Origin of the sequence: Aeromonas sp. ZOR0002, assembly GCF_963866995.1 — a bacterium.
Lineage (GTDB): Bacteria > Pseudomonadota > Gammaproteobacteria > Enterobacterales > Aeromonadaceae > Aeromonas > Aeromonas caviae.
Window position 1 is genome coordinate 18463 of the sequence record NZ_CAWMFQ010000180.1, and the last position, 16065, is coordinate 34527.

12 protein-coding genes and 1 pseudogene are annotated in these 16065 nt (G+C 64.2%); 3 read left to right on the plus strand and 10 right to left on the minus strand.

Translation table 11 applies throughout. From position 1 onward, the window contains the following. Nucleotides 1-275: pseudogene (locus AACR77_RS10795) on the minus strand (glycine zipper 2TM domain-containing protein); the annotation flags it as partial. A gap of 323 nt (nt 276-598) precedes the next feature. Between AACR77_RS10795 and AACR77_RS10800 the strand changes: the two are divergent. The 3 genes from AACR77_RS10800 (at nt 599) to AACR77_RS10810 (ending at nt 3497) form a co-directional block, all read left to right on the plus strand. Next, nucleotides 599-2221: an acyl-CoA synthetase gene (locus tag AACR77_RS10800; RefSeq protein ID WP_042881376.1), complete on the plus strand. Its 1623-nt coding sequence runs from the start codon at nt 599-601 to the stop codon at nt 2219-2221. 190 nt (nt 2222-2411) lie between these two features. After that, on the plus strand, nt 2412-3110 hold the full coding sequence (locus tag AACR77_RS10805; protein WP_193557379.1) for a helix-turn-helix transcriptional regulator: 699 nt from the start codon (nt 2412-2414) through the stop codon (nt 3108-3110). 66 nt (nt 3111-3176) lie between these two features. Then, nucleotides 3177-3497 carry a hypothetical protein gene (locus AACR77_RS10810; RefSeq protein WP_042881380.1) on the plus strand — a complete coding sequence of 107 codons (321 nt, stop codon included), beginning with the start codon at nt 3177-3179 and terminating at the stop codon, nt 3495-3497. A gap of 92 nt (nt 3498-3589) precedes the next feature. On the opposite strand, the gene hisIE is transcribed toward AACR77_RS10810, so the two are convergent. The 9 genes from hisIE to hisC all read right to left on the minus strand — a co-directional run. Beyond that, the gene (hisIE, locus tag AACR77_RS10815) at nt 3590-4225 is read right to left on the minus strand and encodes a bifunctional phosphoribosyl-AMP cyclohydrolase/phosphoribosyl-ATP diphosphatase HisIE (protein ID WP_029314506.1); all 636 of its coding nucleotides are present in this window, start codon (nt 4223-4225) and stop codon (nt 3590-3592) included. Then, nucleotides 4218-4991, minus strand: coding sequence for an imidazole glycerol phosphate synthase subunit HisF (gene hisF, locus AACR77_RS10820; protein ID WP_042881382.1), 774 nt, complete (start codon nt 4989-4991; stop codon nt 4218-4220). The genes hisIE and hisF overlap by 8 nt, the downstream gene beginning before the upstream one ends. A gap of 178 nt (nt 4992-5169) precedes the next feature. Continuing rightward, nucleotides 5170-9141: a PAS domain S-box protein gene (locus AACR77_RS10825; protein ID WP_042881384.1), complete on the minus strand. Its 3972-nt coding sequence runs from the start codon at nt 9139-9141 to the stop codon at nt 5170-5172. Continuing rightward, nucleotides 9138-11291 (minus strand): PAS domain-containing protein, encoded by a 2154-nt coding sequence (locus AACR77_RS10830; protein ID WP_081999431.1) that lies wholly within the window; start codon nt 11289-11291, stop codon nt 9138-9140. The genes AACR77_RS10825 and AACR77_RS10830 overlap by 4 nt, the downstream gene beginning before the upstream one ends. Then, nucleotides 11284-12393, minus strand: a complete 1110-nt coding sequence (locus AACR77_RS10835) for a response regulator (protein ID WP_010674688.1) — start codon at nt 12391-12393, stop codon at nt 11284-11286. Before AACR77_RS10835 ends, AACR77_RS10830 begins: the two co-directional genes overlap by 8 nt. A 132-nt stretch (nt 12394-12525) precedes the next feature. Next, nucleotides 12526-13272 carry a 1-(5-phosphoribosyl)-5-[(5-phosphoribosylamino)methylideneamino]imidazole-4-carboxamide isomerase gene (gene hisA / locus AACR77_RS10840; protein ID WP_039039128.1) on the minus strand — a complete coding sequence of 249 codons (747 nt, stop codon included), beginning with the start codon at nt 13270-13272 and terminating at the stop codon, nt 12526-12528. Nucleotides 13273-13277: 5 nt separating this feature from the next. Next, complete coding sequence (gene hisH / locus AACR77_RS10845) at nt 13278-13901, minus strand: imidazole glycerol phosphate synthase subunit HisH (protein ID WP_042881388.1); 624 nt, start codon at nt 13899-13901, stop codon at nt 13278-13280. Beyond that, nucleotides 13901-15034, minus strand: coding sequence for a bifunctional histidinol-phosphatase/imidazoleglycerol-phosphate dehydratase HisB (gene hisB / locus AACR77_RS10850; protein ID WP_042881391.1), 1134 nt, complete (start codon nt 15032-15034; stop codon nt 13901-13903). Before hisB ends, hisH begins: the two co-directional genes overlap by 1 nt. A gap of 19 nt (nt 15035-15053) precedes the next feature. Next, nucleotides 15054-16065: histidinol-phosphate transaminase (gene hisC / locus AACR77_RS10855; RefSeq protein ID WP_042881394.1), on the minus strand; the 1012-nt coding region annotated here is incomplete at its 5' end.

Sequence of the window (16065 nt, forward strand, 5' to 3'; positions counted from 1 at the left end):
CTGCCACCGCCAAACTGGTGGCCGACCACGCCGCCCAGGGCTGCGCCAACCACGGTACCCAGGATCTTGTGCTCGTCCTGCACCGGCTTGCGGTGGGTCAGGGTGACGTTGCGGCACTCCTGACGCGGCGTCTTGATGGTCTCGGTCACCGGCTTGCTGGCCAGCACCTCGGCAAACTGGGGCTCTGATGAAAACAGGGATCCGCTGGCGACCGCCGACAATGCCAGCGCAGAGGCTACACCGATCCCGACACCTGCCAACATGGATTTGTTCATCACTCTTCTCCTTGTACTCATACCCGTTGAGGGCTTGGGATCATTCTTGGCATTTTGCGCCGCAGGCTCAAGGCAAGGGCCACGGGATCGCGACAGGGGCTGACTGCGCAAAAAGTGACCGCGCAAAAATAGCGTCGGCGATTGGCGACAGGGAGAGCAGGGCCGAGGGCCCCTAAGACGTTTCGCTAATACCTGGGATCTGGCCCCCTTGATACCCTTTCATCCGGTTCCAGCCGGCATCCTGGCCCCGCATCAGGGCGCAATGCCGGTCGTGGTGAACCGCGAGAGCCACCCCGTTTTGTGCCCCTGTGAGGAAGGATCCGATGACAGAGCAGAACATGTACGACGCCGGCCTTGGCAAGACGCCCGCCAATTTCGAGGCGCTGACCCCCTTGAGCTTTCTGGGGCGGGCAGCCCGGGTCTATCCCGACTATCCGGCGCTGATCCACGGGCCCCTGCGCCAGAGCTGGGCCCAGACCGAGCGGCGCTGCCGCCAGCTCGCCTCGGCCCTGCGCCGTCGCGGCATTGGCGAGGGGGACACCGTCTCCATCGTCGCCCCCAATGTGCCGGCCATGTTCGAGGCGCACTTCGGGGTGCCCATGAGCGGCGCCGTGCTCAACACCATCAACACCCGGCTCGATGCCGAGTCCATGGCCTTCATCTTCCAGCATGCCCAGAGCAAGGTGGTGCTGGTGGACCGGGAATTCGGCGCCCTGGTGCGAAAGGCGCTCTCCCTCATCGACGGCCAGCCCCTGGTGATCGCCATCGACGATCCCCTCTACCGGGAAGGGGAGCTGGTCGGCGAGCTCGACTACGAGGGGTTCATCGCCCTGGGGGACGGGGACGAACCCGGCTGGCTGCCGGCGGACGAGTGGCAGGCCATTTCCCTCAACTACACCTCCGGCACCACGGGGAACCCCAAGGGGGTGGTCTATCACCATCGCGGCGCCCACCTCAATGCGGTCAACAATGCCCTCTCCTGGGAGCTGCCCAAGCACCCCGTCTACCTCTGGACCCTGCCGATGTTCCACTGCAACGGCTGGTGCTTCCCCTGGACCCTGGCGGCCACCGCCGGGGTGAGCGTCTGCCTGCGCCACGTGCAGGCGGCGGCCATCTACGGGGCGCTGCGCGAACACAAGGTGAGCCATTTCTGCGCCGCCCCCATCGTGCTCAATATGCTCAACAATGCCGATCCGGCCCTCAAGCAGGGACTCGACCACCCCGTCAAGGCGATGACGGCGGGGGCAGCGCCACCCGCCACCGTGATCGCCGGCATGGAGGCGATGGGGATCGCCGTGACCCATGTCTATGGCCTCACCGAAACCTATGGCCCCTGCGTGGTGTGCGAGCCGCAAAGACACTGGCAGGGGCAGGATGCCACCACCCTCTCCCGTCTCAAGGCGCGCCAGGGGGTGGCCTCCCCCCTGCAAGGGGAGATGCGGGTCATCAATCCCGTCAGCGGCGAGCCGGTCCCCATGGATGGCAAGACCCTGGGAGAGATAGTGCTGCGGGGCAACATCGTCATGAAGGGCTACCTCAAGAACCCGGCGGCGAGCGAAGAGGCGATGGCACAGGGATGGTTTCGAAGCGGGGATCTCGCGGTCTGGCACCCGGACGGCTATGTGGAGATCAAGGACAGATCCAAGGACATCATCATCTCCGGCGGGGAGAACATCTCCAGCCTGGAGGTGGAGGACGTGCTCTATCGCCACCCCGATGTGGAAGAAGCCGCGGTGATCGCCATGCCGGACGAGACCTGGGGGGAGGTGCCCTGCGCCTTCGTCAAGCTCAAGGAGGGGCGCGAGCTCACCCAGGCCGAGCTCATTGCGTTCTGCCGCGAGCAGATGGCCCACTTCAAGGCCCCCAAGCGCATCATCTTCACCCCGCTGCCGAAGACCTCCACCGGCAAGGTGCAAAAATTCATGCTGCGCAAGCAGTTGGCGTGACGACAAAGGCGCCGCGCCATCAACGGGCCTGCGGGCCCGTTTTGTGTTGCGCGATGCAAAGAAGCAGGGCCTCGCCGGTAGCGGTCGCCAGCCAACAAAGCGTGCCTTTCGAGCCCGTCCCGGCTTACCATGGCCGCCATGTCCCGCCAGCCTGAGGATGCCTGTGAGAAAATCGGATCGACTGTTTCAACTGACCAACCTGCTGCGGGCGCATCAACCCCTGACCGCCCGGGAGCTGGCGACGCGTCTGTGCGTGTCGGAGCGCACCATCTACCGCTATATCGACGATCTCTCTTTGGCGGGCATTCCGGTTTACGGTGAAGCCGGGCTGGGCTATCGGCTGAGCGAGGGGTTCGAAATGGCCCCGTTGCAACTGAGTGCGGCCGAGCTGGAGGCCCTCATCACCGGGGTGAACCTGGTGGCGGTGCTGACGGGCAAGGGGATGGCCGATCCGGCCCGCGCCCTGCTCGCCAAGATTGAGGCGGCCCTGCCCGCCAAGGAGGCTCGGGCACCTCGCGTCCCCGTGGTGCGGGTGCCGGACTATTCCACGGCGCAGCCTGCATACGCTCGCTGGGACAGGTTGCACGACGCCATCACGGCCGGTCACTGGCTGCACATTGGCTACCGGGATGCCAGCGCCAGCAGGACGGAACGTCAGCTCTTTCCCCTCGGGCTCTTCTACTGGGGCGGGTGCTGGACGCTCGGCGCCTGGTGTGCGCTGCGCCGGGCCTACCGGGATTTCAGGGTGGATCGTATCGACACCCTGGCGCCGTGCCGACCGGGAGAAGGGGCGCCCCCTGGCGCGACTCTGGCCGATTACCTTGCCCTGCGCCAGTCGGACGCGTTCCTCCCTGGGGGCAGTAGCGCCGAAAAGGTCATTCAGGACTGACACAAGGCTGTCAGTAGCCCTTCGTTATGCTGGGTTCTCCAGACCATCCACAACGGAGAAAACGAGATGATCATCAAGGGTGACATGCAAGAGGCAGGAGGCGTCGAATTTGCCACCTTCAGGCTCAGGGAAGGGGTGACGGAGGCGGATTTGCTCGCCCTGTCACGGCGGGTCGAGTCCGAGTTTCTTGTCCAGCAATCCGGGCTCATCATGCACTGCCTGCTGCGCGGCGCCGACGGCCTCTATGCCGACGTGGTGATGGCCCCCAGCCAGTCGCTGGTGGAAGCCTATTGCCAGCAGTGGCTGCACAACGACGTGGCAGGGGAGTACCTGACCCTGCTTGACCATCACTCGGTCAACATGAGCTTCTGGACCCGTATCGGCTGAGGGCGGCGCGGGGCCTGCCATCCCCCGGCGAGGGGGCAATCATGAAATGAAACGGGCCCATAGGGCCCGTTTTGTTGAACAGAATTCAATAATTACTTGGTGTGGCGCTCATGCAGGCGCTGCACCACATCCTTCAAACCCAAGCCTTCGTTTTGCAGCAAGACGGTCAGGTGGTAGAGCAGGTCGGCGGATTCGTTGATGAGCTCTTCCCTGTCTTTCGCCATGGCGGCCAGGGCCACTTCCACCCCCTCTTCACCCACCTTCTGGGCGATTCGCTTGGTGCCTTTGCCATAGAGGCTGGCGGTGTAGCTGGTGGCGGGATCTGCCCCTTTGCGTGATGCCAGGATCTGTTCGAGCTCGGCCAGGAAGCCGAGCGGCGGCACGGGGTGGCCGTCGAAGCAGGAGGGGTTGCCCAGATGGCAGGTGGGGCCGACCGGGTCGGCGGCAATGAGCAGGGAGTCCTGATCACAGTCGGTGGTGATGGCGACGAGCTTGAGCACATGGCCCGAGCTCTCGCCCTTGGTCCACAGGCGCTGCTTGCTGCGGCTGAAGAAGGTGACCTGGCCGGTGGTCTGGGTCTTTTCCAGCGCCTCGCGGGTCATGAAGCCCTGCATCAGCACTTCGCCGCTGAGGGAATGCTGGACGATGGCGGGGATCATGCCCTCACACTTGGCCCAGTCCAGGCGCTCGGCCAGCGGCAATGCATTGTCTACTGCTTGATTATTCACGGATGGCGACTCCTTCGTTTTTCAGCCAGCGTTTCAATTCGGGAATGGGAATGAGGCCCTTGTGGAACACGGAGGCGGCCAGCGCCCCGTCCACGTCGGCCAGGGTAAAGGCATCGCGAAAGTGCTCCATGGCCCCGGCGCCGCCGGAGGCGATGAGGGGCACCTTGCACACGGCGCGCACCAGCTTGAGCTGCTCAAGGTCGTACCCCTGACGCATGCCGTCCTGGTTCATCACGTTGAGCACTATCTCCCCCGCGCCCCGGCGCTGCACTTCCTGTACCCACTCCAGGGTGGTCCAGGTGGTGGTGCGGGTGCGGCTCTCGTCGCCGGTAAACTGTTTGACCTGATATTGACCGAGGGCGGCATCGAAGTAGGAGTCGATACCCACCACCACGCACTGCACGCCGAAGCGCTCGGCGAGCCGGGTGATCAGGGTGGGATCGGCCAGGGCGGGGGAGTTGATGGAGACCTTGTCGGCACCGAATTCCAGGATCTGGCGAGCATCCTCCACGCTCTTGATGCCGCCGGCGACGCAGAAGGGGATATCGATGACTTCCGCCACCCGGCTTACCCAGCTCTTGTCCACTACCCGTTCGTCGCTCGAGGCGGTGATGTCATAGAAGACCAGCTCATCGGCGCCCTCGGCGGCGTAGCGGCGGGCGAGGTCGACAATGCCGCCCATCACCTCGTGGTTGCGAAACTGCACGCCCTTGACCACCACGCCATCTTTGACGTCGAGACAGGGGATAATACGCTTTGACAACATGCTCATTGCTCCATGTAAAGCACGGTTAAAGAAACGTCGTTCTGCCGCCGGCGTTGGCCCGGGCGGCGGACGGGAACAGGGTTGGCATGCCTTGAACGGGGGCCCCTGACGGGGGAAACGACAGGCCTGGCAGACCGTCTCGTCGCTTCTGGGCACCCCACTATATGCATGACTTCATTCAGTGATTCAACCCTTTGTCGCCCTTCACCTGCCCCGGATGGCAGGCTGGCGCCTCGGGGAGGGGAGCCCGATCGTCCGGGTGGGTCTCGTCCGTTGCCATATGCTGGCGCAGGGTGAGCAGGGCGGCATCAAAATCAAACGCCTTCAGCTGCCTGGTCAGGGTGTCGCTGCGAGACCCCAGCATGAGGCGAAGGGGACCGGCATACTGCTCGTAGAGGGGGATCACGGCGGTGTCGCTTTGCACCAGCAGGGCTTCCATCTGGCCCAGCAGTTGCTGGCGCCACTGATCCCCCAGGGGCACCAGATCGGTGGTCGGGGTGGCGAGATCGTCCCCGAGCAGAGCGCAAAGGGCGGCGATCTCCTCATCGATGGATGACATGAGTCCGGTGGGCTCAGTGTTGCCGTCCGCGATGGCCTGCTCCAGGGTCAAGCAGTGGCGCGACAGCTCATGTGCCCCCAGGGTGCTCGCCACGCCGCGCAGGCTGTGGACCATGCGGGTCGCACCACTGTGCTCCCCGGCCTGCAAGTGGCGGTGCAGCCGGGCCATGTCCTGGCCATGCTCATGGATGAAGTAGCGAAGCAGGGCCAGGTATTTCTCCTGATTGCCGTTGAGGGCCGCCAGCCCCTGGTCGAGATCCAGTCCCGGGTGTGCCTGCAAGCGGGCAAGGGGGCCTGTCACGGGATGGCGAGTGCTGTCGTCCGGGGCAAGCTCGGGGACCTTGCCCTGGGGCAACCAGCGCTGCAGGGCTTCAAACAGCTTGGCGGGGGTGACGGGCTTGGCAATGAAATCGTTCATGCCGGCCGATGCGCTCGCCTTTCTGTCCTCCTCGAAGGCGCTGGCGGTGAGCGCCAGGATGGGCAGCCTGTCCATGCCGGGCAGGGCCCGGATGGCGCGGGTGGCGCTGTAGCCATCCATCACCGGCATCTGTATGTCCATCAGGACGAGGTCGAAGGGGTGCTGGCTGACGCGGGTCAGGGCCTCCTGGCCGTTGACGGCCGTCTCGATGACGAGGCCGCTGTGGCACAGGAGCTCGAGCACCACTTCCCGGTTGATGGCGTTGTCTTCCACCAGCAGGATCCGGGCGTGGCGAGGGAAGCTGAAGGCCTGTTGGTTCCCCTGCTCGGATGGGGTCCGGGAAGGGGCGTCCTCCTTTGCCTTGAACAGCCTGGCGGTAAACCAGAAGCAGCTTCCCTGGCCTGGCTCGCTGGTGACTCCGACCTCACCCCCCATCAGGGCGGCGATCCGGCTGGTGATTGCAAGGCCAAGGCCAGTGCCGCCATATCTGCGAGTGGTGGAGACATCCGCCTGTTCGAACGCCTGGAACAGCTTCTCGCGCTGCGCAGGGGTGATGCCGATGCCGGTGTCTTCCACCTCGAAGCGCAGCAGGTAGCCGGTGGTGAGGGGGCGGGCCAGCCTGACGCGCAGGGTGACGGTTCCCTGCTCGGTGAACTTGATGGCGTTGGTCGCATAGTTGAGCAGGGCCTGGCGCAGGCGGGTGATGTCGCCGTGCACCCAGGCGGGGGTATCGCCGATGTCCGTCACTATGGTGAGCCCCTTGGCCCTGGCCTGGTCGTTCATCAGGGCGCGGACGTTGTCCAGCATGGCGGTGAGGGAGAAATCGGTCAGATCCAGCGTCATCTTGCCCGCATCGATCTTGGAGAGATCCAGGATGTCGTTGAGGATGCTGAGCAGGTGCTGGGCGGCAGTGTCTATCTTGGTCAGCCGTTCGAGGTCGGTGGGATCCCGGGTGTCGCGCTTGAGCAGATAGGTGAGCCCCAGGATGGCGTTCATGGGGGTGCGGATCTCGTGGCTCATGTTGGCAAGGAAGGCGCTCTTGGCGTGGTTGGCGCTTTCGGCCCGCTGGTGGGCCTGGGCCAGCTGCCGGGTGCGCTCGTTGACCATCTCCTCCAGGTGGTAGCGATACTGGTCCAGCTCCTCGCCGAGCTGCTTCTTCTCGGTGATGTCGGCCTGGACCGTGACGTAGTGGGTGATTTCACCGCTCTCCTGGCGGATCGGCGACACCGTGGCCAGCACCTGGTAGTGGGAGCCATCCTTGCGCTGGTTGATGAATTCGCCATGCCAGCGCTGGCCGTGGTTGATGGCATCCCACAGGGCGACATAGCTGGCATCCGGGGTGAGGCCAGAGCGCAGCAGGGACGGGGTCCGGCCTATCACTTCGTGCTGCTGGTAACCGCTGGCGGCGAGGAAGGCAGGGTTGACGTACTCGATGCGCGCCCGGGTGTCGGTGATGAAGACGCCGTCAGGGCTCTGTTCGAGGGCCAGGGACAACTGGCGCAACTGCTGCTCGGCCAGCTTGCTCTGGGTGATGTCCAGATGGATGCCAAGGAGTCGCACGGGCCGCTGCTGGGCGTCCCGATAGACGCTCCCTTTGCTCACCAGCCAGCGGATGCCGCCATCTGGCAGCAGGATCCTGAACTCCAGCTCGACGGGGGCGCCGCTAACCGCCCGCTCCGCCAGCAACTGCTCGATGCGGGGCCTGTCATCCGGATGCAGGCAGGCTTGCCAGGCGGCCAGCTCGCCGAGCGCCTCGGCACTGCGGCCATAGAGGCGGGCGCATTCCGGCGAGAAGAAGAGACGGTTGCTGACCATGTCCCATTCCCAGATGCCGACATGGGCTCCTTCCTGGGCCATCAGCAGGCGCTGTTCGCTCTCGCGCAGGGCGCTGCTGACGGTTTCGGCGCGCACCCGTGCACTGATGGCGTCGTCCATCAGGTTGAGGGCTGCGAGGCGAGCACGGCGCTGGGTATCGAGCGCCATCTGCTGATTGTGTTGCAGGCGCTGCTCCGCGAGCTTGCGCTCCGTGATGTCCTGCACGGTGCCGTAGAGCTCGAGTATGGTGCCATCCCTGTCCCTGAGCGCCGCCCCGCGGGCAATGACCCAGGCGGTCTCCCCCTGCTCCGTGATCACTTCGGCATCGCATTCGTAGGGCTGCCCGTCCATCCTGCAGCGCTCGACGGCCTGGGCCACCGTGTGCCACCCCTCCTGGGTGAAGTATTTTCTGACCTCGGGATAGACGGCGGGGGGGAGGGCCGGATCCCGGCCATAGATGCGATAGATCTCCGGTGACCAGAAGTGGCTGTCATCGGCCACGCGCCAGCGCCAGTTCCCTATCTTGGCGAGACGCTGGGACTCGCGCAGTATGGCTTCGTTGCGGCGCAGCGCCTCCTCGGTCTCCTTGTTCTGCCGGTTGTCCTCGATGATGGAGATGAAGTAGTCGGGATTGCCCTCGGCGTCGCGCACCAGGGCCACCGTCAGAGTGGTCCAGATGATCTCGCCCCCCTTGTGCAGGTAGCGCTTCTCCAGGGTGTAGTGGGGGATGGTCCCCGCCAGCACCCGGGCCACGTGGGCCTCATCGAGGTAGAGATCGTCCGGGTGGGTCAACTGCTGGAACGTCATCCCGGTGAGCTCGTCGGCCCGGTAGCCCAGGATGTGGCACAGCCGCTGATTGACACGCAGCCAGTGTCCATCGGGGGAGACCAGGGCGATGCCGACCGCCGCCTGTTCGAAGGTGACCTGGAAGCGGTTCTCGCTCTGCTGTAACTGGTTCTGGGTGTTCATCAGCTCCTGCCAGCGCAGGACCTCTCTGGCCCGGGCGCGATGAAAGGCGGCACTGAGCACGCTGATGAGCAGTCCGTTGGCGATGAGCAGGCACCATTGCACCAGATCCTGGCCAGCCTCGACACTCAGTGAATAAATGGGAGGGAGCATGAAATAGCTGGTGACCAGGGCGGTGATCAGGGTGCAGAGCAGACCTGGCAACAAGCCCCCCAACAGGGCGCAAACGATGATGGGCAGCATGAAGAGAACCAGCAGCGGTCGCTCGCCAAAGGCGATGGGCAGCTGGACCCGGATTTGCAACATCAGAGCGGGCAGCAGCACGGCCAGCAGGGAGATCCCCCAGCGCTGGGTGGAGGGGCGCACATGCCACAGGGGTGACCAGCTCATCATGGGAGATCCTCCGGTGGCATGGGGGCCTGGGGATAGGGGGGCGGCACTCCGAGCTGACGGGAGAGCCCGTTGATCTGGTGCTTGAGGGCCAGCATGGCGAGCTCCCTGTCCACCATCACCTTGTTGAACCGCTCCAGCTCATGGTTCTGCTGGCGCAACTCGCTGGCCTGGCGGGTCAGGGCCTGTTCAACCTGCTCCCGTTCGGTGACATCGAGCAGAATGCCGATGATGGCGGGCTGACCGAGGTAGTCGACGCGCCGCCCGTACAGCTCGACCTCCAGAGATTCCCCGTGCTGATGCAGGGCACTGAAGCGGGTGTGAATATCGCGCGCGTCCTGCTCGCACGCGTGCACCAGCTCGGCGACCCTGGTGCTGTCCTTGGGAGCAGCAAGGGCGTGTAACTGGCCAACGGCGATCAGCGCCCCCGGAGTGTCATAGCCAAACAGTCGGGCAAAACAGGGGTTGATGTAGCAGAGCCGACCCTGCTGGATGATGTAGATCCCGGCAAGGGATTGCTCCACCAGTGCACGGAACAGCCCCTCCCGCTCTCGCAAGTCGGCCTCGGCCCGTTTGAAGTTCGTGATGTCCCGAGAGATGCCGAAGATCCCGATCACCTGCCCCTCGCTGTCTTGCAAGGGACCTTTGGTTGCGAGAAACACATGCTCGCCATCGGGCAGGGTCAGGTACTCCTCCTCGGTCTGCACCCGGTTGCGCTCTATGACCTGGCGCCCGGATGCCATCAGCATCTGCGCCTGCTGCGGCGGGAAGAGCGTCAGATCATCCTGGCCCAGCACCTCGTCAACCGGCTTGCCGACAAACTGGCTGGCGGCCCGGTTGAAGAGGATGTATCTGCCCTCCTTGTTCTTGGCGAAGATGGCGTCTTCCGAGCTGTCGGCGATGGCGGAGAGCAGTTGCAACGCCTCCAGCCGCTGGGACTGGGAGTACTGGAGCTGTTCGGCCATCTGCAGCCGGGTGTGCTGGCGCAGCAGGATGATGCCGGCGTTGGTGACAAAGAGCACCAGCAGGCCGATGAGACCGATCCAGACGCTCTCCTTGAAGGTGGCCTGGTAGAGTTCCGCCTTGTCGATCTTGGCCAGCAGGTACCAGTCCGTGTTCATGACCGGATAGACAACCCCGAAGACCTCGCTGCCCCGGTAATCCTGGCCATAGAGTACCTGGGGCGTGCCGCGTTCGGCGAGCCGCAAATACTGGGCTGCCAGCAGGGTGGGGTGGGTGACGGGATAGTGCAGGGTGAGAGCCGGTTCCGGGCGATAGCGCAGGCTACTCAGATAGTGGACCTGATCCCCCTGCTGGCGAAACAGAATGGCTTCTCCGCTGCTGTCTGGGACGGGCCAGGCCCCCAGGATCTGATCGAGCCAGCGATTTGCGCTTATCTGCATCACCAGCACGGGGGCAGGTCCTGCAGCGACCTCCAGATTGACCAGAAAGTCCAGCCTGGCGTGACCGCGATCATCGAGATAGGGACCAAGACGCATGACGTTGCCCTGCTCGAGCCGTGGCAGGGCGTCACGCAACGTGGCATTCATGGTGTCGCCACCCGGGGTATGCCACAGGGGTTGCCCGGCAGGATTGAACACGGCCGCACCGTGAAATCCGCGTACCGAGATGAATTCGAGCAGCCTTGCCAGTGGTGGCGTGATCGCTTCGGGTGAGGATGGTGCTTGTCCGGGACGATAGAAATCAGTACTGCCCAGACCCTTTATGAGCTGGTGAATATCCTCCTCGTGGGTACCGAGCCACTCGGTGACGCGCTGGCTCTTGAGATCGGCGATGGCTTCGAGACGAGCCACCTCCTTGTTGCGTGCCAGTTCGATGTTGCGGGCGATGGCCATGGCGGTCAGGGCCAAAATGAGCCCGTTGAGCAACAGGAAGGGGATCCATTGACGCCGCGTAAAGACAGGTGTGCTGCCGGTGGTGTCAATGCGACGACGCAGCATGGCATAGAGCATGAGGGCCGTGATGAGGATGAAGATCCAGCCCTTGATGGTGCTAGCCATGGCGAACTGGGCAGGGGTGCTGAACAGCCACTCCACCGCCTTGTCGGAGAGCAGGATCCACAGGCTTGCCACGGCGGCATAGGTGAGCACGACGTTGAGCACATGTGCCCGGGTCAGGGGAGCCTCAGCCATCCACGGCCTCGCTGCCATCCTGGTAGCGTTCGGCAATGGTGACGAACGCGTCGAAATGGCGATCGAAGGCGGTCACGACATCGGGATCGAAATGGTGGCCGCTGCCGGAGAGGATGAGGGCGCGCGCCTCGTCGTAGCTCATGGCCGGCTTGTAGACCCTGGCGCAGATGAGGGCGTCAAACACGTCTGCCAGCGCCATCAGGCGGGCCGAGAGGGGTATGGCGTCCCCTTGCAAGCCGTCCGGGTAGCCGCTGCCATCCCACTTCTCATGGTGCCAGTGGGCGATCTCCTTGGCCAGGGTGAGGAAGGCCAGGGGCTGCTCCATGTCCTGTTCGGCCTCCTCGATGGCATCGCTGCCGAGCTTGGCGTGGGTGCGCATGATCTGCCACTCCTCCGGGGTCAGCTTGCCCGGCTTGAGCAGGATGTGGTCGGGAATGCCCACCTTGCCGATATCATGAAGCGGTGCGGAGCGGCTCAGCAGGTCGATGTAACCCGGGGTCAGGGTATCGGCGAAACGGGGGTGATCAGCCAGGGCGCTCGCCAGCAGACGCACATAGCCCTGGGTGCGCAGGATATGGTTGCCGGTTTCGGGGTCGCGGATCTCCGCCAGGTGGGCGAGTGCGCGGATGGAGACCTGCTGGATCAGGTCGTTTTCCGCCATTCGCCGCGCGACCTCGGCTTCCAGCGCCGCATTCTGGTTTTGCAGGCCGTCACGGGCCTGCTTGGCCTCCAGCTGGGTACGCACCCGGGCCTGAACGACCACCGGCTTGATGGGCTTGGTGATGTAATCGGCGGCGCCAAGGGAGAGGCCGAACTCCTCGCTCTGGGGGTCGGCGAGGGCGGTGAGCAGAACGACGGGAATACGACTGCTGATCGGGGACTGACGCAATTGCCTGAGCACTTCATAACCATCCATGCCGGGCATCATCACATCCAGCAGGATGAGGTCAGGCTTTGGATCCGCGCTGACGATGCGCAGGCATTTTTCCCCGCTCTGCGCAGCCAGCACGCGGTAATGAGGCGAAAGCAATTCGGTCAGTACCATCAGATTTTCGGGTGAGTCGTCGACGATCAGGATGGTGGCGTTGTGAGGTGTCAACATATGTCTTCCATGACGCTATCCCTGTGAGGTCGAGTATAGAGCCAATTGCTGCCAAATCATAAGGTTCGCCCCCATCGGGGAGAAAGAGGCCTGCCCGGATGGGCAGGCTGTCTGATGCCGGAAAGGGGCGCGTCACGCAGCGCGGCCGTCACCCCAGCAGCGAATGGCTTCTGCCACGTCAAACTTGCCCTCCAGCAGGGCACGGCCGAGGATGATCCCCTTGACGCCGGTTCCCTTGAGCGCCTCGATATCCGCCAGACCGCCGATACCGCCGGAGGCCTGGAAGCCGACGCTCGGGTAGCGGGCACAGAGATCCCGGTAGAGTTCGACGTTGGTGCCCGCCAGGGTACCGTCCCGGCTGATGTCGGTGCAGAGCACGTGTCTGAGCCCGACGGGGAGGAAGCGCTCGATCAGCGCCTCGATGGAGATGCCGCTGTTCTCCTGCCAGCCAGCTACTGCGATGTGGCGGTTGCCCTGTTCATCGATGTTGACATCCAGGGCCAGCACGATGCGCTCGGGGCCATATTTCTCCATCCAGCTGGCCACCAGATCCGGGGATTTGACGGCGGTGGAACCGATCACCACCCGGCTGGCGCCGGCCGCCAGCAAGTCGGCCACGTCCTGTTCGCTGCGCACGCCGCCGCCGACCTGCACCGGTGCCTCGGTGGCGGACAGCAACTGGGCGATGAGGGCCAACTGGCGTGCCTTGGCATCCTTGGCGCCGTCCAGATCAACCAGGTGCAGCTGCGCCGCCCCCTGGCTGACATAGTCATCGAAGCGGGCCTGCGGGTTGTCGCTGTAGGCGGTTTTCTGGCCGTAGTCGCCCTGGTAGAGGCGCACGACCTGACCGTTGATGAGGTCGATTGCGGGAATAATCATGCCTGTCATAGCTCCAGAAAGTTTTGCAGTAGGCGGGCACCGGCCGGTCCGGATCGCTCCGGGTGGAATTGGGCGCCAAAGAAGTTGTCCCGCCCGACGATGGCGGTAAAGGGCAGGCCGTAGTCGCAGGTCGCCAGGGTCGCGTCGGTCACCTCCAGCGCATAGGAGTGGACAAAGTAGAAGTAGCTGCCGCTGGGGATGCCTTTGAGTAGCGGGTGGGTCTCGTCGTGTTCAATCTGGTTCCAGCCCATGTGGGGCAGGCGCAGGTTGCCCACCTCCATCAGGCGGATCCTGCCAGGCACGATGCCGAGGCAGTCGATGAGCGCTCCTTCGCTGCCATCGGCGCTCATGTTCTCTTCCGAGGCCTGTGCCAGCATCTGCATGCCGAGGCAAAAACCGAGCAGCGGCTGCTTGGCGGCGCGAATGAGGGGCACCAGTTCCCGCTCATTGAGGTTCTTCATGGCGGCGATGGCGGTGCCGACGCCGGGCAGGATCAGCTTGTCCGCCTGCTCGATGTCGGCGGCCTTGCAGCTCACCCTGGGTTGCACGCCGAGGCGCTCGAACGCCATGCGCACCGAGGCGAGGTTGGCGCAGCCGGTGTCGATGATGACCAGGTTCTGTTTCTCCATCACAGCACCCCCTTGCTGGAGGGAAGCTCGCTCCCTTCCACGCGAATGGCCTGGCGCAGGGCGCGGCCAAAGCCTTTGAACAGCGCCTCCACCTGATGGTGGGTGTTGCCGCTGCCCACCTTCATCTGCAAGGTGATGGCCATGGCGTCAGAGAGGGAGCGGAAGAAGTGGGGCACCATCTCGGTGGCCATCTCTCCTACGCTGTCGCGACCAAAGCCGCTCGGGCAGTCGAACACGAAGTAGGGACGGCCGCTCAGATCCAGTGCCGTGGCCACGTCCAGCTCGGTCAGCGAGGTGTTGTCAGCCTCCTGGCGGGGACGCCCGTCGATCACCGCCTGCACCTCGTCCATCGCCAGTACGAAGCCGAAGCGGCCGATGCCACGCTTGTTGCCAAGGGCCTGGCGCAGGGCTTGACCCAGCGCCAATCCCACATCTTCCACCGTGTGGTGATCGTCGATGTGCAGATCGCCGCTCACTTTGAGCTTGAGGCGAAAGCCCGCGTGGGTCGCTATCTGATCCAGCATGTGATCGAAGAAGCCGATGCCGGTGGCGATCTGGTTGCCACCGCTCTTGTCGAGATCCACCGCCACCTGGATGCGGGTCTCCTTGGTGTAGCGCTCCACCTCGGCCACGCGCCCCTTGGAGAGCAGCTGATCACGAATGGCATTCCAGCCGTGATCTTGCGGGTGGTAACGTATGCCGCGGATGCCCATGTTCTCGGCAAGCTGGATGTCGGTCTGTCTGTCGCCAATCACGAAGGAGTTGGCAAAGTCGATGCGGCCCGAGGCGAGATACTCCTTCACCAGCCCAAGGTGAGGCTTGCGGCAGCTGCAACCGTCGGTGGGGAAGTGGGGACAGATCAGCACTTGCTCCCAGGTAACACCCTGGGATTCGAAGAGGTGCATCATCAGGTCGTGGGGCGGCTGGAAGTGTTCAAGGGGCAGGCTGGCGGTGCCGAGCCCATCCTGGTTGGTCACCATCACCAGCACGTAGCCTGCGGCCTGGAGCTCACGCAGCACAGGTATCACCATGGGCTCGAAGCGCAGCTTCGCAAGGCTGTCCACTTGCTTGTCGGTGACCGGCTCCTCGATCAGGGTGCCGTCACGGTCGATAAACAAAAACGGGGTTTTCATCGCTACATCCTTGCTTGTCTTACAGAGAGGGTGGGGGCAGGTCACGCAATACCGCCAGCACGGCGTCCATTTCGCCCTGATAGCCGATGGTGATGCGGATGCTGTTGTCAAGGCCAGGCTTGCTGGAGAAATCACGCAAGATGATGCCGGCGGCCTTCATGGCAGCGAACACGGCGGCGCCATCTTTGAAGCGCACCAGCACGAAGTTGCCCTTGTCCTCGAACACTTCCTTGACGCAGGACAAACGAAGCAGCTCCGCCTTGATGAGCGCCTTTTGCTTGTTGAGCTCCTGCACCCGCTCCTGCATCAGTTCCAGCCCCATGGGAGAGAGCGCCTGGGCGGCAATCTGGGCGATGGGGTCGGGAATGGGGTAGGGCGCGATCACCTTGGCCAGCATGGCAATCACCTCGGGATCCCCCAGGGTAAAGCCGCAGCGGATCCCCGCCAGCGCGAAGGCCTTGGAGAGGGTGCGGGTCACCACCAGGTTCGGGTATTGGGCCAGCAGGTCCACCACGGAGGCCTCCGGGCAGAACTCGATGTAGGCCTCGTCCACGACGATGATGGCGCGGTCCCGGGCCTTCTCCAGCAGGGCGACGAGTCCCTTGCGGCCCACCAGATCCCCGGTGGGATTGTTGGGGGAGCAGAGGAACACCAGCTTCACGTCAGAGAGGCGATCGGCGATGGCGGGCCAGTCCGGCTGACGGCTGGCGGTCAATGGCTGCTCGACAATCCCCACGCCACAGGTCTCGGCGCTGATGGCGTACATGCCGTAGGTGGGGGGGCAGATGAGGATCTGATCTTCCCCTGCCTCGCAGAAGGTGCGGATCAAGAGCTCGATGGCCTCGTCGGCACCGCGGCTTACCAGCACCTGATCCGGATTGATCCCGGCGTAGGCGGCATAGCCGTTCACCACCTCGGCCGGCTGGCACTCGGGATAGCGGTTGAGACGGCTCCCCTCGACGGTGAAGGGGTAGGCCAGGGGGGCCTCGTTGGCATTGAGCCAGACGTGGCCCTGGCCGCCGATGCGGCGC